At 56.9% G+C, this 22,279-nt stretch carries 17 protein-coding genes; 5 read left to right on the forward strand and 12 right to left on the reverse strand.

Features of this window, described 5'->3' with window-relative positions; genetic code table 11:
* Positions 1-3: 3 nt before the first annotated feature.
* The 6 genes from RYZ18_RS05150 to xdhA are packed head-to-tail and all read right to left on the reverse strand — an operon-like array spanning position 4 to position 8,052.
* The gene (locus RYZ18_RS05150; RefSeq protein WP_317655310.1) at positions 4-909 is read right to left on the reverse strand and encodes an ABC transporter permease; all 906 of its coding nucleotides are present in this window, start codon (positions 907-909) and stop codon (positions 4-6) included.
* Positions 909-1,994, reverse strand: a complete 1,086-nt coding sequence (locus RYZ18_RS05155; RefSeq protein WP_317655311.1) for an ABC transporter permease — start codon at positions 1,992-1,994, stop codon at positions 909-911. Before RYZ18_RS05155 ends, RYZ18_RS05150 begins: the two co-directional genes overlap by 1 nt.
* Entirely contained in the window at positions 1,987-3,498 is a 1,512-nt protein-coding gene (locus RYZ18_RS05160; RefSeq protein WP_317655312.1) for an ABC transporter ATP-binding protein, read from the reverse strand. Before RYZ18_RS05160 ends, RYZ18_RS05155 begins: the two co-directional genes overlap by 8 nt.
* Positions 3,495-4,418, reverse strand: coding sequence for a xanthine dehydrogenase accessory protein XdhC (gene xdhC / locus RYZ18_RS05165; protein WP_317655314.1), 924 nt, complete (start codon positions 4,416-4,418; stop codon positions 3,495-3,497). The genes RYZ18_RS05160 and xdhC overlap by 4 nt, the downstream gene beginning before the upstream one ends.
* Positions 4,415-6,697 carry a xanthine dehydrogenase molybdopterin binding subunit gene (gene xdhB / locus RYZ18_RS05170; protein WP_317655315.1) on the reverse strand — a complete coding sequence of 761 codons (2,283 nt, stop codon included), beginning with the start codon at positions 6,695-6,697 and terminating at the stop codon, positions 4,415-4,417. Before xdhB ends, xdhC begins: the two co-directional genes overlap by 4 nt.
* The gene (xdhA, locus tag RYZ18_RS05175; RefSeq protein WP_317655827.1) at positions 6,694-8,052 is read right to left on the reverse strand and encodes a xanthine dehydrogenase small subunit; all 1,359 of its coding nucleotides are present in this window, start codon (positions 8,050-8,052) and stop codon (positions 6,694-6,696) included. Before xdhA ends, xdhB begins: the two co-directional genes overlap by 4 nt.
* 223 nt (positions 8,053-8,275) lie before the next feature.
* On the opposite strand from xdhA, the gene RYZ18_RS05180 reads away from it, so the two are divergent.
* The 3 genes from RYZ18_RS05180 to RYZ18_RS05190 all read left to right on the forward strand — a co-directional run bounded on the left by RYZ18_RS05180 (position 8,276) and on the right by RYZ18_RS05190 (position 11,042).
* Positions 8,276-8,764 carry a hypothetical protein gene (locus RYZ18_RS05180; RefSeq protein ID WP_317655316.1) on the forward strand — a complete coding sequence of 163 codons (489 nt, stop codon included), beginning with the start codon at positions 8,276-8,278 and terminating at the stop codon, positions 8,762-8,764.
* The gene (locus RYZ18_RS05185) at positions 8,761-9,546 is read left to right on the forward strand and encodes a DUF1828 domain-containing protein (protein ID WP_317655317.1); all 786 of its coding nucleotides are present in this window, start codon (positions 8,761-8,763) and stop codon (positions 9,544-9,546) included. The genes RYZ18_RS05180 and RYZ18_RS05185 overlap by 4 nt, the downstream gene beginning before the upstream one ends.
* A 119-nt stretch (positions 9,547-9,665) precedes the next feature.
* Entirely contained in the window at positions 9,666-11,042 is a 1,377-nt protein-coding gene (locus RYZ18_RS05190) for an 8-oxoguanine deaminase (protein ID WP_317655318.1), read from the forward strand.
* On the opposite strand, the gene RYZ18_RS05195 is transcribed toward RYZ18_RS05190, so the two are convergent.
* Positions 11,039-12,043 (reverse strand): Gfo/Idh/MocA family oxidoreductase, encoded by a 1,005-nt coding sequence (locus RYZ18_RS05195; protein ID WP_317655319.1) that lies wholly within the window; start codon positions 12,041-12,043, stop codon positions 11,039-11,041. The two genes, RYZ18_RS05190 and RYZ18_RS05195, sit on opposite strands and share 4 nt — an antisense overlap.
* Positions 12,044-12,140: 97 nt before the next feature.
* Positions 12,141-13,424, reverse strand: a complete 1,284-nt coding sequence (locus RYZ18_RS05200) for a DEAD/DEAH box helicase (RefSeq protein ID WP_317655320.1) — start codon at positions 13,422-13,424, stop codon at positions 12,141-12,143.
* 371 nt (positions 13,425-13,795) lie between these two features.
* Here RYZ18_RS05200 and RYZ18_RS05205 point away from each other — a divergent pair, with 371 nt between their 5' ends.
* A complete protein-coding gene (locus RYZ18_RS05205; RefSeq protein ID WP_317655321.1) occupies positions 13,796-14,680 on the forward strand; it encodes a DMT family transporter in 885 nt (294 codons plus the stop codon).
* A 2-nt stretch (positions 14,681-14,682) separates the two neighbouring features.
* On the opposite strand, the gene RYZ18_RS05210 is transcribed toward RYZ18_RS05205, so the two are convergent.
* Complete coding sequence (locus tag RYZ18_RS05210; protein WP_317655322.1) at positions 14,683-15,846, reverse strand: NADH:flavin oxidoreductase/NADH oxidase; 1,164 nt, start codon at positions 15,844-15,846, stop codon at positions 14,683-14,685.
* 162 nt (positions 15,847-16,008) lie between these two features.
* Here RYZ18_RS05210 and RYZ18_RS05215 point away from each other — a divergent pair, with 162 nt between their 5' ends.
* Positions 16,009-16,638 (forward strand): trimeric intracellular cation channel family protein, encoded by a 630-nt coding sequence (locus tag RYZ18_RS05215; protein WP_317655323.1) that lies wholly within the window; start codon positions 16,009-16,011, stop codon positions 16,636-16,638.
* Between the two features lie 37 nt (positions 16,639-16,675).
* On the opposite strand, the gene RYZ18_RS05220 is transcribed toward RYZ18_RS05215, so the two are convergent.
* The 3 genes from RYZ18_RS05220 to RYZ18_RS05230 form a co-directional block, all read right to left on the reverse strand.
* The gene (locus RYZ18_RS05220) at positions 16,676-20,509 is read right to left on the reverse strand and encodes an Ig-like domain-containing protein (protein ID WP_317655324.1); all 3,834 of its coding nucleotides are present in this window, start codon (positions 20,507-20,509) and stop codon (positions 16,676-16,678) included.
* Between the two features lie 286 nt (positions 20,510-20,795).
* Positions 20,796-21,464: an aspartate/glutamate racemase family protein gene (locus tag RYZ18_RS05225; RefSeq protein ID WP_317655325.1), complete on the reverse strand. Its 669-nt coding sequence runs from the start codon at positions 21,462-21,464 to the stop codon at positions 20,796-20,798.
* Positions 21,442-22,278 (reverse strand): ABC transporter permease, encoded by an 837-nt coding sequence (locus tag RYZ18_RS05230; RefSeq protein ID WP_317655326.1) that lies wholly within the window; start codon positions 22,276-22,278, stop codon positions 21,442-21,444. The genes RYZ18_RS05225 and RYZ18_RS05230 overlap by 23 nt, the downstream gene beginning before the upstream one ends.
* Position 22,279 lies beyond the last annotated feature (1 nt).

The following is a 22,279-nucleotide window of genomic DNA, read 5'->3' on the forward strand; positions in this document are numbered from 1 at the left end:
CCCTCAAGACGAGGGGTGAAAGGGTTTGCCCAATGAGGCAGGCGCCCGTCCTGCGCGTATCATCACAAGGACGATGATGGTCGCAAGGTATGGGGCCATTGACAGATATTCGACAGGAATTTTCAAGCCTTCTGCCTGCAAATTAAGCTGAAGAACAGTAACACCGCCAAAAAGATAGGCACCTGCAATCAAGCGCCATGGCTTCCAAGAGGCGAAAACCACAATGGCCAAAGCAATCCAGCCTGCGCCTGCCGTGATCCCGTCAATCCATTGGGGCACGCGGACAAGGCTGATATAGGCGCCTGCAAGCCCTGCACAGGCCCCACCAAATACAATCGCAAGAACGCGCACACGGCGCACATTATACCCTAGCGCATGCGCGGCTTCGTGATTCTCACCAACAGCGCGCAGGATCAGGCCCGCACGGCTATATTTCAAAAACGCCCAAACCCCCGCCACGATGGCAATGCTCAGATAGACCATCAGATCATGGCGAAACAGGATCGGCCCCAAAACCGGAATATCGGACAAAATGGGGAAAGACAGCTTCGCCACCGTCAAATCAGGTGATCCAACCGCATCTTGCCCGATCAGCGATGACAGGCCCAAGCCGAACATCGTCAGGCCCAAACCTGTGGCGACCTGATTGGTCAAAAGAAATTGGGTCAAGACGGCAAAGACCAAGGAAACGACTGCCCCCGCACAGGCCGCCCCGACAAATCCGAAATAGGGGTTGCCGCTTGAATGGCCCGCAATATAGCCGCAAACCGCACCGACAATCATCATCCCCTCAACCCCAAGGTTCAGGACGCCCGCGCGCTCGACCACCAATTCACCGATTGCCGCAAGCAAGATCGGCGTTGAGGCCACCATCAGCGCGGCCAAAAGCAGGATTGGATTGATATCCATCAGCGCACCTCCCCTTGGCCGAATTTGAAACGATAATTGGTCAGCACATCCACAGCCAAAAGGCAAAAGAGCAACATGCCCTGAAAGGTCAAAATTGCCGCTGCAGGCAGGTTCAACTGTGCCTCGGCCGCCTGTCCACCGATATAGGTCAGCGCCATGATCAGCCCCGCAAAAAGAATGCCCACAGGATGCAAGCGCCCCAAAAAGGCCACGATAATTGCGGTAAACCCGTAAAAGGCGGGGAAAGAACCAAGGATTTGCCCCGATGGCCCAGCCACCTCAAACAATCCTGCAAGTCCCGCAAGCGCGCCCGATATACCCATACATAAGATCACAAGGCGATTAGCATTGACCCCTGCAAATCCCGCCGCCCGCGGGCTTTGCCCTGCAAGGCGCACGTTGAAGCCAAACTGATGTCGGGTGAAGAGGATATAGGCCCCCACCACGGCCATCAGCGCCGCTAAAGCCCCCCAATGAAAGCCTGTGTTGGGGATCAAATCCAAATTGGCGGCCGATGGGTATTGCCGCAAATTACGGCTACCAGGCATGCCAAACCCCTCGGGGTTGCGCAAAAGGCCAATGGAAAAGGCCTTGATCAAAACTTCGGCCACATAGACCAGCATCAGCGATACAAGGATTTCGTTGGTCTTGAACACCACCCGTAAAATCGCAGGGATCATCGCCCAAAGAAGCCCCCCCAAGAGGCCCGCAACGATCATCAGCGGAAAGATCAACCAGCGCGCCTCCATCGGGTAAAAGGCCAAGGCCACCCCTGCCCCACAAATGGCGCCGATAATATACTGACCTTCGGCACCGATATTCCAAATTCCCGCCCGAAACCCAAAGGACAGCCCCACGGCGATCAGCACCAAAGGGGCAGCTTTCTTGACAATCTCGGGGCGGTAAAAATGCGCAAAGGGGCCGAAGATTGGATCCCAGAAAATCGTCTTGATCGCGATCAATGGGTCTTTGCCCAAAATCGCAAACAGACCCATGCCGAGAATGATGGTCAAAATCACCGCCAAGACGGGCGCGCCATATGTCCACCCGCGCGAAGGCTGTGGCCGTTTCTCAAGCCTAAGCATGGGCCACCTCCAGATCATGCGCACCACCGAGCATCAACCCGATTTTCTCCATGGTCAGCCCCGATGTTGGCACCGCTTGTGACAAGGTGCCTTCGTTCAATGCCGCGAAGCGGTCAGTGATTTCCAAAACCTCCTCAAGGTCTTGCGAGATCACAAGCACCGCTGATCCTGCACTGGCCAAATCCAGCAAAGCCTGACGTATCGCGGCTGCGGCAGCTGCATCAACGCCCCATGTGGGTTGGTTGATCACCAAAACGCGCGGGTTTTGGCTGATCTCGCGCCCGATTACGAATTTCTGCAAATTCCCGCCCGATAGCGCACGCGCGGCAGTTTCGGGGCTTGGGGTGCGCACATCAAAACGCGCGATCACCTCTTGGGCGAAGGCCCGACTGCGCGGCCAATCAATAAACCCGTTTTTCAACAAAGAAAGCCGCGTTTTCGCCGTCATCAATGCGTTTTCTACAAGGTTCATATCAGGGGCGGCGGCGTGGCCATTGCGTTCCTCTGGCGCGGCACAAAGGCCAAGGGCGCGGCGGGCATTTGGCCCATCGGCGCCAATGCCCTGACCCTCTAATTGGATCATATCAGCATGTGTGCGCATCTCGCCTGACAGGGCCGCGACCAATTCATCTTGACCATTGCCCGCAACACCGCCGATCCCCAAGACCTCGCCCGCGTGTAGGGTAAAGCTGATCTCTTTTAGGCTTGTTCCGAATTGGTGCGGCGCAGGCGCGCTCAGGCCCGACACTTGCAACAAGGGCTGTCCAGTCGTGACAGCCGCGCGCTTTGGCGTGGCAAGGGTCTTGCCCACCATCATCTCGGCCATGTCACGGTTGCTCATTTCGCGCGGGTCGAAGGTGCCCACAACCTTACCTTGGCGCAAAACAGTGGCGTGCTCACACAAAGCGCGGATTTCTTCAAGTTTGTGCGAGATATAGAGGATTGATGTCCCTTCAGACGCCAAGAGACGCAATGTGCCAAACAGGATATCGACCTCTTGCGGGGTCAGGACGCTGGTTGGCTCATCCATGATCAAAAGCTTGGGATTCTGCAGCAAACAGCGAATGATCTCGACCCGCTGCCGCTCGCCCGCAGATAGATCGCCCACAATTCGATCAGGCGATAGTGGCAGCCCATAATTTTCAGATGCAGCCCGAATTTGCGCGGCAAGGTCCTGCGTCTTGGGTGGGTTTTCCATACCAAGCGCAATATTCTCTGCCACGCTCATCGCGTCAAACAGCGAGAAATGCTGAAACACCATCGCCACGCCTGCGGCGCGTGCAGCGCGCGGGTCACTGGGGGCAAAGGGCGCGCCCTCAAGCAGCATCTGCCCCTCATCGGGGCGCACAAGACCATAGATGGTCTTGACCAAGGTCGACTTGCCTGCACCATTTTCGCCAAGCACGGCGTGGATCTGGCCCTTGTCGATATCAAAGCTGACATCGCTATTCGCGATGACGCCCGGATAGGCTTTGGTCAGTCCCTGCAATTCAAGAAGCTTCACATTGCCCCCGTGTTTTTATGTGCCGCCTCTTCTGCCCGAGACAGCAAGGCTGTGGCAACCCCCAAGGCAATGGCCTGCGGGTGTTTGCCCAAGGATATATCCCCTATTGGGCAGGATATGCGCGAAATTTGTGCGCTGTTATGGCCAAGCGCCGATAATCTGCCCTTAAACCGCGCCCATTTTGTGGCCGACCCGATTAATCCTGCGCTGCCAAACTCATGACCAAGCAGGGCATGGCACAGTTCGAGATCGAGGGAATGGCTATGGGTCACGATGATATGATCAGCCGCCTTTGGCGCATGGCGCACCACCCCTTGCGGGGTCTGCGCGATCAATGGCGTGACATTGGGGGGGATGACCTCGGGAAATCTCGACTGCGCGATATCCACCCAAGTCAGGGCCAGATCGGGCAAAGGTGCAAGCACATTCACCAAAGCCCGCCCTACATGACCCGCGCCCCAGATCCAAATCTGATGCGGGGCGGCAGGCCCCGTTTCGATCAGCCAATCCCCAACAACGGCAGGGCTATGGGATGGGTGCAGACGCGCGACCGCGCGCGCGATTTTTGCGTCCCAACGCGCATTTGGCCCAAGCGGCCGCGCATAGGGCAAACTATCTGGAATATCTTTCGCAAAGACCTCGAACACCACGCTGACAAACCCGCCGCAGCATTGACCCAAATTTGGCCCAAGCGGATAGTTCCGCGCCGCGATCCCGCCCTGCGGCAGCATCGTGCGGGCCTCTGCCACAGCCTCCCATTCAAGACGCCCCCCGCCGATTGTGCCCTCTTGACCTTCGGCCCAAACGATCATGGATGTGCCCGCCTCGCGTGGGACAGACCCCGCCGTGCGCGTGATCAAAATCCGCACAAACGGCCCCCGTGCCGCACAAGCGCGCAAATATGCCAAATCAAGGCTCATGGTTGCAAGCCTTGGATGGCGCGCAAAATACGCTCGGGCGTTGCAGGTGCATCCAGATTTGGATAGCCCCCACCACAGGCCGAAATCGCGTCTGACACAGCAAGAAAGGCGGATATGCCCAGCATGAAGGGCGGCTCACCAACCGCCTTTGAGCGATAAATCGTGGCTTCGGGGTTTTCACCATCCACAAGCGCCACGTTAAAAATGGCGGGCCGATCTGAGCAGGCAGGAATTTTATAGGTGGATGGCGCATGGGTGCGCAAATGGCCCCGATCATCCCAGACCAATTCCTCGGTCATAAGCCATCCGGCCCCTTGGACATAGCCGCCCTCAACCTGCCCGCGATCAAGCGCGGGGTTCAGCGATGCGCCCACATCATGCAAAATATCGGCGCGCAAAATACGGTTCTCGCCCGTCAATCTATCAATGACCACCTCACTCACGGCGGCACCATGCGCAAAATAAAAGAAGGGCCTGCCCTGCCCTGCGGCGCGATCCCATGACAGATCGGGGGTTTTGTAAAATCCCGTAGCCGACAGACCCACGCGGGCCTGATAACAGGCCGCCACAGCCTCGGCGAAGCTGATATTTTGGTCGCCCCACATGACACGGCCATCGGCAAACCGCACCTCTGCCCCTTGGCCCAGAAACTCGGCCATGCGGGTGCGAATGGCATCACAAGCAGCCAGAACGGCCATCCCGTTCAGATCACTGCCCGATGAGGCCGCGGTGGCCGAAGTATTAGGAACCTTGGCCGTGTCGGTCGCGGTGATCTTTACCTGATCCACCCCGACCCCAAAACGGCTTGCCGCCACTTGGGCCAATTTTTGGAATAAGCCCTGCCCCATTTCCGTGCCGCCATGGTTCATCATAATTGACCCATCTTGATACACATGAACCAGCGCACCCGCCTGATTGAGATGGGTGAGGGTGAAGGAAATTCCGAATTTCACGGGGGAAAACGCAATGCCGCGTTTCAGGATGGGCGAGGTTTCATTCCACGCGGCAATTTCTGCACGCCGCGCCGCGTAATCGCAATCAGACAGCAATTGATCTGTCATCTCATGCAGCAGAAAATCGCGCACCTCCATCCCATAGGGGGTGGTGTTCGCAAGCCCCGCACGCGCGGCGCTCTTTGGGGCAGCGTAGTAATTTCTGCGCCGCACAAGGGCGGGATCAAGGCCCAAATCATGGGCGATATGATCCATCACCCGTTCAATCCCCAAAACGCCCTGAGGCCCCCCAAACCCGCGAAAGGCCGTGGCCGATTGCATATTGGTCTTTAACCGCAGCGAAGTGATCTCCGCATGGGGCAAAAGATAGGCGTTATCCGCGTGCAACATCGCGCGATCTGCCACGGGTGCCGTTAAATCCTGCGCCCAACCGCCCCGCGTGATCTGCGTGAACCGCACCGCTTCGATCTGGCCTTGATCATCAAAGCCCACATCATAGGCAATTCGAAAATCATGCCGTTTGCCCGTGATGATCATGTCATCATCGCGATCATAGCGCATTTTGCAGGCGCGCCCTATCTGACGCGCGGCCACGGCACAGGCCACGGCCAATGCGTTGCCTTGGCTTTCCTTGCCGCCGAAGCCACCCCCCATACGCCGACACTCCACCCGCACCCCATGCATGGGCAGGCCCAAAGCATCGGCCACTTTGTGCTGTATCTCAGTCGGGTGTTGGGTCGAGCTATGGATCACCATATCCCCGCCCTCTTGTGGCAGGGCCAAGGCGGCTTGACCTTCGAGATAGAAATGCTCTTGCCCGCCCATGGTGATTTCACCTTGCAGGCGGCGCTGAGCCTGATCGAGGGCGGCAGTTGTGTTCCCCTTGGCCCAAACACGCGGGCCATCCTCAAAATAACTCTCCGCGGCCAATGCATCCTCAATGCTGAGGATCGGTGGCTCTGCCTCAATCTCAATCTGCAAAAGCCGCGCAGCTTTGCGCGCTGCAAGGTGAGTATCTGCCACAACCAAGGCCACGGGCTGCCCCATGTAATGCACCCGATCTGTCGCCAATAAAGGTTCGTCATGCACCGAAGGGCTGACATCATTGGCAAAGGGCAGATCAGCCGCAACAAGCACCGCGACCACGCCTGGTGCAGCCCTCATGGCGGCAAGATCCAGCCCGCGGATCACCCCACGCGCCACGGGCGACAGGGCAAAGGCCAGATGCAAGCAGCCCTGCGGGGTTGGAATATCATCCACATATCGCGCGGCGCCCGTCACGTGCAGGCGCGCGCTGTCATGGGCCATGGGGGCTTGAACGCTCATGGAGTCACCTCCAGCACAGATACAGGTGTGCCTTGGCGTTCGGCGTAATAGCGCCACATCATGCCTTGCGCCGCTGCCATCCGATAGGCGGCTGATGCCCGCATATCAGAGAGCGGCGTGAAATCATCAACTAAGGCTGCAGCAGCAGCCGCGATTGTGGCCTCGCCCCAAGGTTGGTCGATCAACGCGGCCATTGCCGCGCGGGCCAGTTTGGGCGTTCCTGCCATACCGCCAAAGGCCAGACGCGCGTCTTGAATAATGCCATTTTTGACGACGACATTGAACGCACCGCAAACGGCGGAAATATCCTGATCAAAGCGTTTTGACAATTTATAACACCGCAAATCAGGCGCGGATTTCGGCAAAGTGACGGCTTCGACAAATTCCCCGCTTGCGCGGTCTTGCTGGCCGTAGTCGATAAAGAAATCTTCAATCGCAATCTCCCGCCGCGCATCGCCCTTGCGCAAATGCAGCCGCGCGCCAAGCGCAATCAATGCGGGCGGGTTATCCCCAATGGGCGAGCCGTTCGCGATATTCCCGCCGATTGTGGCGGCGTTTCTAACCTGCTCTGACCCATAGCGGCGGATCATCTCGGCATAGCTGGGGTGATACTGCGCCATCACCTGATGCACCCGCGCCATGCTAACCATTGCGCCCAAGCAAATTTCATCTTGGCCCAGCTGCACATCAGCCAGATCAGCGCATTGGTTGAGAAAAATCACCTCGTCAAAATCGCGCAACTGTTTGGTGACCCAAAGGCCAATATCGGTGGCCCCCGCAATCAATAACGCGTCAGGTTTTGCAGCATAAAGCGTGGCCAATTCATCGCTGTTTTGCGGGGCATGAATGCTTTTTTGTGCCGTGGCCACCCATGCTGCATCACGCGCAAGCCATGCGGGTTGCGCGCCATCTTCAGCCGCTTGTGCCGCGCGGATGATCGGGGCATAGCCCGTGCAACGGCACAAATTGCCCGCCAAAACCGTGTCGTGATCACGGCGCCCATTGGCATGGCCTGCGACCATCGAAGCAATAAAGCCGGGCGTGCAAAAGCCGCATTGCGACCCGTGATGCGTGATCATGGCCTCTTGGACCGGGTGCAGCGTGTCAGAACCAATACCCTCAACGGTGCGAATGGCTTTGCCATCAATCTGGGGCAAAAATAGAATGCAGGCATTAACGGCGCGAACCCCGTCAATATCCTGAACCACCACGCTGCAAGCCCCACAATCGCCTTCGTTGCACCCTTCCTTTGTGCCGGTCAGACCCCGCGCTTCGCGCAGCCAATCGAGCAATGTCGCAGTGGGATGGGTCGAGACCTGCACGGCCTCTCCATTCAGAAGAAACGAAACCTCCATCGAGAATTTAACCTGCCGCTTTACCCCGTCATGTGCTGTCACATCCTCAGGCGTCGATGCGGCGTAGAGACCTGAGCGGCTGTGTTAATAACAATGAAAGCGAGGGTTTTCGCGTTTGGCAAGAATTTTGTCGCGCCGCCTGCCGTAAAGATTCTTAACTTGTAGATAATATTTATAGATACGTATACTGTTAAGGCCTATAGAAGCGAGAAATGGAAAGTTAATGCTGCTGAGGGAAATCATAGAAGCTGACAAAAAAGTTACCTCATACGGCACTTGGGAAAGAGGAACGATCCCAAGAGCTTCGTTTCCACTACGAAAAAAGAAGATGCAGCAAAGTCAAGAATGGTATTGGCGCATCATAGAATTCAAAGCGTTAGACAATGATTTCATTATACTAATCCGCGTCAACGAGCGTATTCAAGAATACTATGCCTATCTCGGCCACAAGAGAGACGATGGAATGGCTGTGCTCTGTAGCCATGATCTCCACGTGTCCCACAAGAACTGGCACTGTCACTTCATTAAAGGCGATGTGACACGCGTAGAGACAGGATATTTGCGTGATCGAGAACACATGATATACCATCCGAGCGGAGGCGTGGAGATCGAGTGTACAACGGCCTTTACCATCAACCTATCAAATGCTGTAAAACACGCAGCCGTCCGCTTTCGCTTTCAAGAGCCTGAACAAAGTGAGCTTTTTGCATGAACCTTCAAAAACAAATATGCAAATCATTCTGTGACGGCTTCCGAGTACGAGAAGTTCCAAAAGGGTTTGTAATAACTTCCCCTTTCACGTGGCTTGGCGATGAACCACTAGTGTTTTACGCAAGCAAAGAAGCCTCGAAAATACGTTTCGAGGATAGTGGCGCTTCCTTTCTTTACCTAGAAGACGTAGCGGGTGATCTTACGACAGACACCAGAATGGAAACGGTGCGTCAGCTAGCAAAGCTACATGAGATAAACTTTGATGAAGACACCGTGACGTTCTCAAGCCAATGGTTCGACGAAGACCAATCGGGCCAAGGCGTAATCGAATTACTCTCGTTTATGAACAGACTTCAAGACCTAGAGTTTCAATCCCGAGAGAGGGCTGAAAATTTGTTCAAAGAAGACTTGCTTGACGCAATAAGGGGGCACTTCACAAATGGCTATACTGTATTCGAGAAGCACGAAATATCCCCCGACAAAGGTGGATACATAACAGACATCTTTGTTGCAGCCGATAGTGGAAGATCAGCAGCAGTTTACGTTGCCACGGCAGAAATAAAGGTGCTGGAAGCTCTTCTTGCGGCGGAGTTGATTGCGCGTGAGCGTTTGGTAACAGTGACGCCAATTGTAGTATACGAAGACTTCATAAACTCCTCTATTTCAAAGAAAAATCGCCAACGCACAATGAACAATGACGTATTAAACCTTGTAGATTGGTCAGGCGCTGGACGAGATGGCACAAACTCTAAAATCGAGGCTATACTTCGCCGAGCAGCTTAGAGTCGCCTAATTGAGCAATGAGGTGGTCTGCGCGAGATGTTGAGTGAATGTTCATACGTTCACCTGAGTTCAGGCATGGCTCTGCATGGGTCGCGCAGACCCCACAAAAAGAGGTGCCCATGGCGCAAGAGACGCTTTTGATCAAACACGCAGATCTTCTGTGCACGATGGAGGCGCGCCCAGATGCGCCCTATGGCGATGAAATAACCGATGGCGCGCTGTTCGCACGCGGCGGGGTGATCGAGGCGGTTGGAAAAACCGCGGATCTGCCGCAAAGCGCAGACCGCGTGATTGATATGCGCGGTCATGTGGTGATCCCTGGGATGGTGAACACCCATCACCATATGTTCCAAAACCTCACCCGCGCCGTGCCTGCGGCGCAAAACGCACCGCTTTTTGGTTGGTTGCAGACCCTTTACCCTATTTGGTGCAATATCGGGCCAGATCATATTTATTGGTCAGGGGCCTTGGCCATGGCGGAATTGGCGATGACGGGCTGCACAACCTCCTCCGACCATTTGTATCTCTATCCCAATGGCGCACGGCTTGAAGATAGCTTTGCCGCTGCCGAAGATATCGGTTTACGCTTTCACGGCACACGCGGCTCGATGAGCATTGGCGAAAGCAAAGGGGGGCTTCCCCCAGATCGTCTGACCGAAGCCGAACCCGCCATTCTGGCCGATTGCCAACGCCTGATCGAAACCCATCATGACGCCAGCCGCTATGCGATGCGGCGGGTAGCTTTGGCCCCGTGTTCGCCTTTCTCCGTCAGCATGGATTTGATGCGCGAAACCGCCACTATGGCGCGCAGCTACGGGGTCGGGATGCACACGCATCTGGCCGAGAATGTCGAGGATATCGATTATAGCCTTGCGACCTTTGGGATGCGCCCCGGTGAATATATCGAGGCGGTTGGTTGGACAGGCCACGATGTTTGGCACGCCCATTGCGTTCAATTGGATGACGGCGAGATCAACCTCTTCGCACGAACAGGCACGGGCATTGCGCATTGCCCCTGCTCGAATATGCGGTTGGCCAGTGGCATTGCACCCGTCCGTCACTGTCTGGATGCAGGGGTAAAGGTGGGGCTTGGGGTTGATGGCTCGGCCTCCAATGACAGCGGCCACATGCTCAATGAGGCGCGCCAAGCCATGCTGCTGCAGCGCGTCATGAAAGGGGGCGATGCGATGACCGCGCGCGAGGCTTTGGCGGTGGCAACCCGTGGCGGCGCGTCAGTTCTAGGCCGCGATGATATTGGGGTGCTTGCCAAGGGCTATGCCGCCGATCTTGCTGCCTTTGATACACGCGGCATCGATTTTGCAGGCGCGCAATGGGATCTCCTTGCAGGTCTGTTGTTCTGCGGCTCGGGCAAGACCAATTACACCATCATCAACGGCAAGGTTATTGTTGCAGAGGGGCAGTTGGTCAGCATGGATATGAGCAAACTCTTGGCAAATCACGCGGCCATGACCCGCGATTTGATGGAACGGGCCTAAGCGTAAAAGGCGGGTTTTTTGATCATTTCAACCCGCTCTTTGACGCCTGAGTGCAAGGCACGCACGCCTGTATCCGCAACAAGGGCGGCGGCATAGCCATCCCATGTGCTGGCAGCCGCTTCTGGCAAAATACCCGTTTGCACAAATCCCATGAAATCTCGATTTTGGGCGACATAGGCATCATGGTAATGTCCGCGCCAATCCTCGTCATAGCGGATCGCCGAACTCAGTCGCGCATCAAGGCGGGAATGCGCCACTTTGTTGGTTGAGATACTGCCAAGCTCGCCCACCAATTCTGCGCGCACATCATATCCGTAGGCGGCGTTGTTGTTGACCTCGACTGTGATCAATTGATCATCATCGGTTTCCAGAACCATCACCACGGGCGCCACAACATCATCGCTGCGCTTAGGCTGATGGGCGGTGATCGTGGTCACCTCCACCCCCAATAGATACCGCGCGATGTCAAACTCATGCGGCGCGGAATTGGTAATCGCCATGGCCCCCGTGAAACTGGGATAAGGCGTGGCGAGGTTGCGGTGAAAGTTATGCATCATCAAAGCCCGCCCCAACACACCTTTGGCAAGGGCTTCGCGCATATCCAAATAGGCACGATCATAGCGGCGCATGAAGCCAACCATGATATGGGGCGAACCTGTCGCCTGTTCGGCGGCCATCACATCCAAACATTCGTCAATCTTTTGGCTTAGGGGCTTTTCACACAAAACCCGCTTGCCGCGTGCAATCAGCGTCTTGGTGTAAGCTGCATGGGTAAAATCGGGCGAGGCGATAATCACCGCATCAATATCTTCGCGCAACAGCGCGGCTTCGGAGTCATCTGTGCAATCAACCGCACTTGTCGCATCGGCCACGGCGCGCGCCCGCGCGCCATCCATGTCGCAGACAAGTTGCAAACAGGCATTCGGCACATCTTGGGCGATGATCTTTGCATGATCCGCCCCCATCACGCCTGCGCCAATGACCGCCACACGCACCACCATCTTGTCCCCTCCCACGAAACACTGTGGTGCTTTTGCTAAACCCCGAAGGACGGGGGTGCAAAGAAAAAAGGGGGCGCATGGCCCCCTTTTTTAAAGATTATGCTGCCTTTTGGCGTGGCCCGCGGGCGGGTTTGCCACGGCGGCGATGACGCGGTTTTCCATCCGCCGCGCCATGCCCTGCATTGGCCTTTGGCTTAAAGCCACGGCGAGGGCCGCCGCGATGGGGACGACCGCCACCTTGCTCGGCCCCCTCGGGCGCGCTGCCGCTGGCCACGGGGATTTCGAGTTTCATCAGCTTTTGCACTTGGCGCAGCAAATCCATTTCATCAGCGGCGCAAAAGGCAATTGCCTCTCCCTCGCGCCCTGCGCGGGCCGTGCGGCCAATACGATGGACGTAATTCTCAGGCACATCTGGCAAATCATAATTGACCACATAAGCCACACCTGGGATATCGATGCCACGGGCCGCAACATCGGTTGCGACCAACACAGTGATCTCACCCGCGCGGAATTGTTTGATGGCACGATCGCGCTGACCTTGGCTTTTGTTGCCGTGGATCGATGCGGCCTTATAGCCATCCTCAACCAAGCCTTTCATCAGCTTTTCCGCACCATGTTTTGTGCGCGCAAAAACAAGCGTCAGCGCGTCCAAATCGCGGCTCAGGATTTCGCGCAGTTTGGCGGGTTTATCGCCCTTAGAAACAAAATGCACCGACTGCGTGATCTTATCTGCCGCTTTTCCTGGAGGCGAAACTTGAACACGGCGGGGGTTGTTCAAATAGGCGCTCGACAATTCTTCCATCTGCTTGGGCATGGTGGCCGAGAACAGCATGGTTTGGCGCGGGGTTGCCAAATGCGGCGCGATTTGGCGCAGCGCATGGATAAAGCCCAGATCAAGCATTTGATCGGCCTCGTCCAAAACCAGATGGCGCGTTTGGCTGAGATCAACCGCGCGGCGATTGAGCAGGTCAATCAAGCGACCGGGTGTTGCCACCAAAATATCAGTGCCGCGCGCAAGAAGGTTGATCTGCTTGGGAATGGATTGCCCCCCCACCACAGAATGAACCCGCAACTTGGACCCTGCCGTCAGAGGCTTGAGGCTGTCTGCGATTTGGTTGACCAATTCACGCGTTGGCGCAAGCACCAATGCCTTGACGGTTTTTGGTTCAGGCTTGCCCTGCTTGCCCAACAAATGGTTGATCAGCGGCAAACCGAAGGCCAGCGTCTTGCCTGTGCCTGTTTGCGCCAGACCCATAATATCGTGCCCTTCCAAGGCCAAAGGAATGGCTTGGTTCTGGATCGGGGTGGGTTCGGACAGGTTTGCGGCCTTCAACGCCGCGTTCAATGTGGGCTCAAGTCCCAGCATATCGAAATCAAACAAAGAGATATCCTTTTCACAAAGCCCTGTGCAAAGCGCGCACAAAGCCGTTTGGCCGCCAAATGATCGGCAGCCGTTTCGGGTTCACAACGACATTGGCCTTCCCGCCACCCTATCGCTGTATCAGGAACCCTGCGTGTTGGGATACTGAGTGGTGATGCCCCGCTCGGCCCGTCTGTCGGGCACAACTCTCTCACGCGATCACGCGGGTGCAGGCCTTGCACCTCGTGTATCTGAGATGAGAAGTCAAGCGGTGATTGGTGCATAGCCGCTATGCACCCCACCCCTTGCATTTGGGCCACAATCCGCGCGATGGTCGGGTTGCGCAGTTTCCGCGCGGAAAACCCCTTTGCAATGATGGATGACACCCGCCAATGACCCTTCCCCTCAAAGGTCTTTTCGCCGCATTGGCGACTGTCACGATATGGGCCGTGTTTCTGGTCGGCACGCGGTTTGCCGTCAGCACGAATTTCACAGTAGAGGAGGTGTTGCTTCTGCGCCTTGGCACTGGGTTTTTGGTCACAATCCCGCTGATGTTGAAATTGGGCGTGATCCCCCGCGGGCAAAGCGTGATTGGTGCAGTCATGCTCGGTCTAGGGGCCAGTGCGCTTTTCCCCTACATCGTTTCAATGGGCCTATTCTTTGCGCCTGCCTCGGATGCGGGGGTTTTGGCACCGGGAATGCTGCCGTTTTGGACGGCGCTTGTTATGGTCGTCATGACGGGTGAGCAGCCCTCAAAGCCACGACTGATCGGATTGATCGTGATCTTTATCGGGGCTTTGATGGTGGGGCTGTGGCAGGTCTTGCATGGCAGCGCAGATGGCGCATGGCGGGGGCATATCCTGTTTCTCTCTGGGTCTTTTTTATGGGCGATCTATTCGGTCTATTTCAAACAAAGCGGATTCACGCCCCTGCATGGTTTGGTAATTGGGCTATTTTGGGGAACCCTGGCCGTGGCGCCATTTTTGGCCCTCTCAGGGAATGTCAGCTTTGCGGGCGTAAGCCCGCGCGATTTTCTAGTCATGGCGCTGTTGCAAGGCGTGCTCATCGCGGTCTTGGCTTTGGTTCTCTATGCCATAGCGGTGCGCCAATTGGGGGCGGCGCAAACCGCCGCCTTTGGCGCGTTGACCCCCGTTCTCGCCTTAATCGGGGGCGCGCTGTTTTTGGGCGAAACTGTTACCCTGATCAAATTAATCGGTGTGATCTTGGTGGCTGCCGGCGTGGTGTTGGCATCGGGGCTGTTTGACCGCAGGGCCTGAGGTCACCCGGCCTGATACTGTCCAAGCTCGGCACGGCGCACGATGGCCCACCGATATTGTTCAGGCCAGAGCGAAAAGGCATCCGCCTCGCCAAGGGCCTCGGCGGCGTGAAGGGGCCAAAACGGATCATGCATCAATTCCCGCCCCAAGGCGATGAAACTGGCGCGCCCCTCTTGCAGGATATCCTCAGCCTGCTGCCCGTCCACGATCCGTCCAACCGCCATGGCAGCAATACCTGCTTCGCGCTCCATCGCCTCGGCATAGGGCACCTGAAATCCCAAAGGTCGCTGTCCGCCTGCAGGTAAAGGCCGCCCATCATCGCTGGCGCGGAAGGCAGGCGCGCCCGCAATCCCACCTGATGAGCAATCAATCACATCAACCCCAATCGCCTTAAGCGCCTTGGCCAGCGTGACGGAATCCTCAAGCGACCACCCCCCTGTATCCACCGCAGAGATACGGAAAAACAGGGGAAGTTCCTCAGGCCAAACCGCGCGCACCGCGCGGCTGACCTCCAAGGCAAAGCGCATCCGCCCCTCAAGATCCCCACCATAGGCATCATTGCGCTGATTGGTGGCGGGCGACAAAAAGCTATGGATCAAATACCCATGCGCGCCGTGAATTTCGATCACCTTGAACCCTGCGGCCAGCGCGCGTTTTGCGGCATCGGCAAAGGCCGCAATCAGCCCCGCGATCTCTTCCACACCCAACGCTTTGGGGCTTGGCCACCCATCGGCTACAGGCAGGCCAGAGGGCGCAACCGTTTGCCACCCCCCCTCGCCCCATGTTGTGTCATCGGGGGCGACAGGCTTGCCGCCGCCCCATGGGGGGGCGCTACTGGCTTTGCGCCCCGCATGGGCCAATTGGATTGCAGGCACCGCGCCCATCTCAGTGATGAACCGCGTGATGGGTTTGAACGCCTCCACCTGTGCATCGTTCCAAATTCCCAAACATTTGGGCGTGATCCGTCCGCGCGGCTCGACCGCAGTCGCCTCGGTAAAGACCAATCCCACCCCGCCGCGCGCAAACGCCGACAGGTGGGACGCGTGAAAATCAGAGGCCAAACCATCCTGTGCGGAATACATACACAGCGGCGAGAGAACGATACGATTGCGCAAGGTGAGGCCACGCAGGGTCACGGGCGAAAATAATTTACTCTCAAAGTGCATAGCAGACCGCCTATGATAAGACTGGATGAAATGGGTTGCCCCTGACTTATGCGCTTGACTGAGAAAGTAAAGTGATCTCATCACAAACCAAAAAGCGTGCTCCTTTAGAAGCGCGGCAAGAGCCGTTAAGATCGCAAAAAATATATCTGGAGCGTGCCGCCGATGACCTCGATTGAAACCCTTGATTACGTGGGCGTGGGCCTATTCGCAGCCACAGGCGCCTTGGCCGCATCGCGCAAACAGTTGGACATTATCGGGTTCCTCTTCCTAGCGGCTGTCACGGGGATCGGGGGCGGCACAGCGCGCGACTTGATCTTGGATGTGCCCGTGTTTTGGATCAGCAATCCGATTTACCTTTTGATTTGTGCGGGCACGGCAGGTGTCATTTACATCACAGCCCCTTTTGTGGAGTCGCGCTATAAAATTTTGCTCTGGCTGGATGCAGTGGCATTGGCGGCCTATGGGGTATTTGGAGCCCATAAAGGGCTGATTGTGACGGGATCCGCCACAATCGGCATTGTGATGGGCATGCTGACAGGCACGCTTGGCGGGATCATTCGTGACATCCTTGCGCGCGAAGCCTCGGTTTTGCTGCGGCGCGAAATCTATATCGCCGCCTGTGCGATTGGCGCGGCGATATATGTTGCACTGAATAAGGCGGGCCTTGAACCTTGGGCTGCGGCGGCGGTTGGCTTTGTCATGGCCTTTGGCATTCGCGGCGGCACGATAAAATTCGGCTGGCGTTTGCCCGCCTATCGCTCAACCCCTGGACGCGACCCTGAGGATATTTAAGGCAAGAGGGCGGGAGGAAGCCCCCGCCCCCCCAACCTTAGGTCAATGTGATCGTGCCAATCTCATCATCAATAAACAGGGTCGCCGTGCCCGCCTCATAGATGCTGAAGCTGCGCCCATCGATGGATTGATCCTTGCCCGTACCCACGAACCCAGTTGCGGTGACGCTGTCATTGCCGTCACCGATTAGGATCAATTCATTATTCCCATCGGTCAGGTTGATCACCTCGGCCTCGTTCAAGATCACCACTTGCGCGTTCGCACCATCGCGCATGTCAATATATTCAACATCCGAGGTGAAAACCCCACTGTCAGGGATCGCCGTGAAATCAAGCGTCACGGCCTCGGACAACAGGATGAAACCATTGGCATAGGTCCCGCCCCCCTCGAGCGCGGTGATCTGCGCCGCGGTCAGGCTGGCATTGCTGGTGTCATCGCCCACGCCCGCGCCATTACTATCGGTGTCGCGGTAATCGGGGCGTCCATCGCCATCGCCATCGGTGGTCGGTTCAAACTCGTCCCAGATACGGTCGCCATCGGTGTCACGGTCGCGGATATTCACAACGCCATCGCCATCGATATCTCCGAGCACAGGAAGTTTGCTGACGGTGATCGAACTGATGTCGATATCATCCGCGTCAAACGCAGTGGTCGTGTAGCGCAGGGTCACCGTGCCAGAATTGGGAACAGAAACAGGCAAATTGACCACGAGATTGCTTAATGTGGCAAGATCGGTGCTGCCCCCCCAACTGCCACTGGCACCATTGGAGAACACCACATTGTTCGGCGTGGTCGTGTCAATCGTGGCATAGACAACACCTTCATAGAGAATTTCCAAAGTGGCGCTGTTGGGCAGGCTGCTGCGTATCGCCATATTGACGGTGATGCTGCTGCCGCCCGTCATATCCGTGAAATTCTGGGTGAGGGTTTGCTGCGCGGGATTGCGGAAGAACTGCAATTTTCCTTGATAGGCGTAGAAGGAATTCGGCGTGCCGCCGCCTGAGTCGGTGTCGGAAATGCCGGTAAATACCCAAGGCGTTCCCGTGCTGGTGATTTCTACATCGCCCGTCAGATTGTCGAAGTTTTCCGTAAAGACTGTCTGCGGCTGCTCAGTTGCGTCAGCGATCCCATCCCCATCATCATCGGTATCTAGTGAGTTGCGGATGCCGTCCCCATCAGTATCGGTAAAGGTGGTCACCCCGGCCGAAAGCGGGCTTTCATTGTTTTGCGCATCGGTCTGCCGGGCGGTCAGGACCGCGCCATCGGCGACCGGCGCCGCCGTAATCAGCGACCAGGTTCCATCGCTGGCCACTGTGGTCGTGCCGATCTGGGTTCCGCCGTTGAAAAGCGTCAGGGTCGCCCCCGCCTCGCCTGTGCCGCTGACGGTATTGGCTTGATCGGTGATGCCTTGGTTGATCGTGGGTGCTGCGGGCGGCGTGTTGTTCAAGGTCACTGTCGCCGTGGCAGGCGTCGCCGCATTGCCAGCGGCATCCGAGACAGTCGCGCTAACGCTGATCGCCCCTTCCGCAAGGCCCGAGATATCGGCCCCCGCAAGGCTCCAATTGCCGCCCGTGACAGTCGCAGTCGCCGTCACCGTGGCGTTGAGGCTATCGGTGAAGACCACCGTCACCACCCGCCCGTCTTCGGCATCAGTGGTGCCTTGCACCACCACATCATTATCTTCCGCCGCGCTGACCACATTATCCCCCTCGATAGGGGTCGTGATGGTGAGCGTGGGATCGGTCGCATCCACCGCAGGAACCGTGGTCGGGGCCGAGACGTTCCCCGCCGCATCGGTGGCGGTCAGGGTCGCGGTCTGCCCGTTTGGCACAGGGTTCGGGCTGAAGGCATAATTCCCAGACCCATCCGCCGTTGCCGTGACCGTGCTGTTATCAGCCAGCGTCAGCGTGACCGTGCTGTTCGGCTCGGCCGTGCCCGACAGCGTATCGGCGTTCGACGTCGTGATCGTGGGCGGGTTCGGGTCGGTCGCATCCACCGCAGGAACCGTGGTCGGGGCCGAGACGTTCCCCGCCGCATCGGTGGCGGTCAGGGTCGCGGTCTGCCCGTTTGGCACAGGGTTCGGCGAGAAGGCATAATTCCCAGACCCATCCGCCGTTGCCGTGACCGTGCTGTTATCAGCCAGCGTCAGCGTGACCGTGCTGTTCGGCTCGGCCGTGCCCGACAGCGTATCCGCGTTCGAGGTCGTGATCGTGGGCGGCAAGAGATTTGCCGCGACCACACCATCAAATAAATCCTGCAATTCCTGAACCGTATCCGCGTCTTCGGTCGCCACATCGCGCAGGGCGTCAAGGAATTGGTCTAGATAGGGCGATGGGGCGGTGAGGCCCGTCAGGCCCAAAGCGGTGAGGTTTTCTTCGGTCAGTTGATCAATCAACGCTTGCGGAATGCCCGCGCCTGTATCGAGGGCGGCGAGGGCTTGAACCGCATCGGCGGTATCCACAAGGGTTTGAAACCCCGTGATCGTATCGGCATTAGGGTTGGCACCATCGCCTGTGGAGGTGCCCTCCAACGCATCCTCGAGAAGGTTTGCAAAACTCGGCTCAGTTGTGTTGCCATCTGTGCCGACCTCTGGCGTGCGTTCAACCCCAAGGCTGGGCGGGCCCAGAAGATCCGCCTCTGTTTGCGTGCCACTGGTGTTGTTGAATTCAAACTCGCGCGCGCCTTCAAGCAGCTCTGTCCGCACTGCGGATTGTTGCGCCGTGCTGTCGCCCCCCGCATTCTGAAGGGATGTTACAAGCTCATCAATTGTCGTTTGTTGGTTGCCACCATTGAGCTTATCCTTCCCCGACAGCATTGCGAGAACCTGACCATACCGCTCGCCATCGCTGATATTCCCATCGGTGTCGTTAAAGTCGGGATCAAAAATATCAATCGGCGGAACCCCGTTGAGATCGGACACCCCAAAGCTGTTTTGGACAGTCGCAAGGCTTTGCGTGATCGCCTCGGGCGTGATGCCGCCTTGAGGGATTGTTCCATTTGCCCCAACGCCCGCCAAGCGGGCGGCCACTGTGGTCACGGGGTTGATATTGAGCGACACCGTGGTGGTGCCCCCTGGTTGCGGAACGCCCACCCCAATCCCTGCGAGATTGGCGTTCAAATCAACATTGCCGCCTGTCGCCTCGTCACGGTAATCTGGGGCGGCATTCGTATCGCGCAAAATCGCAATGACGTTTGGAACCGTGCCAGGCAAGGTGACAGAAAAGGATCCATTCGCATCGAGCGGGACATCGGACAGCAACAAATTGCCCAAAGCATCATAGACATCCACGACAAGACCATTGCCGGGAACAATCGGGCCTGCCACGAACTTGCCCGAAATCACGGTGGTCACAGCAGCCAAACCGCCCAAGAGCGCAGAGCTGCCACTCACGGCGTTGGCAACTGCGGCTGCGGCAAATCCACCCCAACCAAGACCGGCCAGATTGCCCGCAAAAGATGCAATACCCCCGTCATCATCGCTGAGGAACGGCTCAAGCGGTGCGATATCAGCCCGATCTAGGATGATCGCGCGCACCTCATCTACGGGGCCGCTATAGCCATAGAGCGCGTCATCACCGATTGTGCCAATAGGCTCGACCAAGGGGCCGAGTTCCACAGGTGTGACGCCCGTATCAAAAACCGCGATTGTATTACTGAGGAAGTAATCTTCGATGATGACTTCGGTGCCATCGGCATAAATTACAACAAGATCATCGCCCCGCTGCACGACAACGAAAGAGACCCCATCTAGGGCGCCATCGGCCCCTATAACGGAGAACCCATCCATCTGCGCATAATCGGCCACCCGAACCACAGAGCTGCGCCCAGAAACAACCGAGAAAGCCGCATCAACAGGGGAAAGATCGCGCATGTTTAACCACCACATTTTGTAGGTGCTGAAGCAGCACCGGGCACCCATAGTTAAAAAATCGTGCTCAAAAGAGAGCGCATCACCTCTTTTGATTTCACAATAATATTTAATTTTCAAGCATAATTTAATAACTTATTAACGAATGACAGACCGCAAATGCATCGAAAATATGCCGATAAAATGTCCGAGTCATTTGCGATGCATGACGGTTTTGAGGCCAAAAATAGGGCCATGCCAATCTGTCAGATTGAGACCCTTGGACTGCCTTCGGCGGATTGGTCGACCATCAAGACGGGCGCAGAACAGTGGCCAGTCGTGCAGCGGCTGTCACCCCATCAATCAAAACAAGATCAAGGTCGCGGGATAAAGCCTCGATGATAGAAACGGCCCCAGAACAGCCGAGGATCAAGCTTCGGGTGCCTTGGGGCAAATTGCGCGCAAGTTTTAGGAATTGCGCAGCCGCCCATTCGGGATCTTCGGTCAGCGATAAAACAGGCGTGTTGGCCGCCTCTACCACCTTGATGGTCTGCGCAAATCCTTGCGCACGGAGGTTTTCTTGGATCACGGGGATGGCCTCGGGAACAGTCGTGATCACGGCACTTGATCCACCTCTGAGCTGCGCCATGACAAAGCTGGCTTGGCCGATCCCAATCACGGGGCAACTGACCCGCGCTTGGGCCTCTGCAAGGCCCGTATCGTCAAAACAGGCGATGATAATCGCCCCTGCCCCTTGTGCGGCCGCTTGGTCAATCAGCGTCAGCAAAGGCGGCACAGCGCGCGCGCCATCCTCGGGCCCTTCGATTGCGGGCGGGCCAAGATGCGATGTCCACCCCTCAAACACCAAATCTGGGGCCGCTCGCTGTGCAGCCGCAAGGGCGGTCTGCGTCATCGCCTCGGTGCTGTTGGGGTTGATCAGGAACACGCGCATGGGATCAAACCATCCCCTGACCTGCATCAGAAGAATGATCCTTGCGCCGTGAGAACAGCCAAACAGCAAGGAAAAACACCCCAATTATGCAAAAGGAAAATACCGTGGTCAGCGTGCCAAGCGCAAAGATCACAGGCGTTGTCACATTCGTGGTCATCCCAAAGATTTCAAGCGGCAGGGTATTGTAGCTGCCTGCAGTCAAAAGGGTGCGTGCGAATTCATCATAGCTGAGCGTGAAGCCAAACAGAGCAACACCAATCAAGGATGGGGCAATAATCGGCAAGACCACATGGGCAAATGTCTGCCACGCGGTCGCACCTTGGTCACGCGCCGCCTCCTCATAGCTTTTGTCGAAACGGTTAAAGACGGCAAACATGATCAAAAGACCAAAGGGCAATGTCCATGTCAGTTGGCTGCCAAAGCCAGAACTGGCCCAATGCACGGGCAGGCCAATTTGGTTGAAGATCAGCCCAACACCCAATGAAATCAGGATCGAAGGGATCACGAGCGAGGCGATGCAGAGATAAAACAGTAAGCTGGAGCCTGCGAATTTCTTGCGAAAGGCAAGCCCGCCCAAAACCGAGACAACCACAGTCGTCACCATCACCATCAAACCCAAGGCCAAGGAACGGCGGAAGCTGCCCCAAATATCCCCTACGGCCTGTTCTTCGAACAAATCGTAAAACCAATAGAGCGACACACCGCGCATTGGGAAGGTCAGCCCCCCCTCTGGCCCCTGAAAGCTGAGGATGCCAATGGTCAAAATTGGGCCGTAAAGGAACAGAACGAAAAGGCCAAAAAAGGCGGAGAGCAGATAAAAGCTGCGGCTGCGCTTTTCCATC

This window comes from Roseovarius sp. 10, from assembly GCF_033100315.1.
Classification (GTDB): domain Bacteria; phylum Pseudomonadota; class Alphaproteobacteria; order Rhodobacterales; family Rhodobacteraceae; genus M30B80.

Excerpts from the sequence above, each read along its gene's own strand:
- RYZ18_RS05150 (WP_317655310.1), bottom strand. The coding sequence starts at position 909 with ATGGATATCAATCCAATCCTGCTTTTGGCCGCGCTGATGGTGGCCTCA.
- RYZ18_RS05155 (WP_317655311.1), bottom strand. The coding sequence starts at position 1,994 with ATGCTTAGGCTTGAGAAACGGCCACAGCCTTCGCGCGGGTGGACATAT.
- xdhC (WP_317655314.1), bottom strand. The coding sequence starts at position 4,418 with ATGAGCCTTGATTTGGCATATTTGCGCGCTTGTGCGGCACGGGGGCCG.
- xdhB (WP_317655315.1), bottom strand. The coding sequence starts at position 6,697 with ATGAGCGTTCAAGCCCCCATGGCCCATGACAGCGCGCGCCTGCACGTG.
- xdhA (WP_317655827.1), bottom strand. The coding sequence starts at position 8,052 with ATGGAGGTTTCGTTTCTTCTGAATGGAGAGGCCGTGCAGGTCTCGACC.
- RYZ18_RS05180 (WP_317655316.1), top strand. The coding sequence starts at position 8,276 with ATGCTGCTGAGGGAAATCATAGAAGCTGACAAAAAAGTTACCTCATAC.
- RYZ18_RS05185 (WP_317655317.1), top strand. The coding sequence starts at position 8,761 with ATGAACCTTCAAAAACAAATATGCAAATCATTCTGTGACGGCTTCCGA.
- RYZ18_RS05190 (WP_317655318.1), top strand. The coding sequence starts at position 9,666 with ATGGCGCAAGAGACGCTTTTGATCAAACACGCAGATCTTCTGTGCACG.
- RYZ18_RS05195 (WP_317655319.1), bottom strand. The coding sequence starts at position 12,043 with ATGGTGGTGCGTGTGGCGGTCATTGGCGCAGGCGTGATGGGGGCGGAT.
- RYZ18_RS05205 (WP_317655321.1), top strand. The coding sequence starts at position 13,796 with ATGACCCTTCCCCTCAAAGGTCTTTTCGCCGCATTGGCGACTGTCACG.
- RYZ18_RS05210 (WP_317655322.1), bottom strand. The coding sequence starts at position 15,846 with ATGCACTTTGAGAGTAAATTATTTTCGCCCGTGACCCTGCGTGGCCTC.
- RYZ18_RS05215 (WP_317655323.1), top strand. The coding sequence starts at position 16,009 with ATGACCTCGATTGAAACCCTTGATTACGTGGGCGTGGGCCTATTCGCA.
- RYZ18_RS05220 (WP_317655324.1), bottom strand. The coding sequence starts at position 20,509 with ATGCGCGATCTTTCCCCTGTTGATGCGGCTTTCTCGGTTGTTTCTGGG.
- RYZ18_RS05225 (WP_317655325.1), bottom strand. The coding sequence starts at position 21,464 with ATGCAGGTCAGGGGATGGTTTGATCCCATGCGCGTGTTCCTGATCAAC.
- RYZ18_RS05230 (WP_317655326.1), bottom strand. The coding sequence starts at position 22,278 with ATGGAAAAGCGCAGCCGCAGCTTTTATCTGCTCTCCGCCTTTTTTGGC.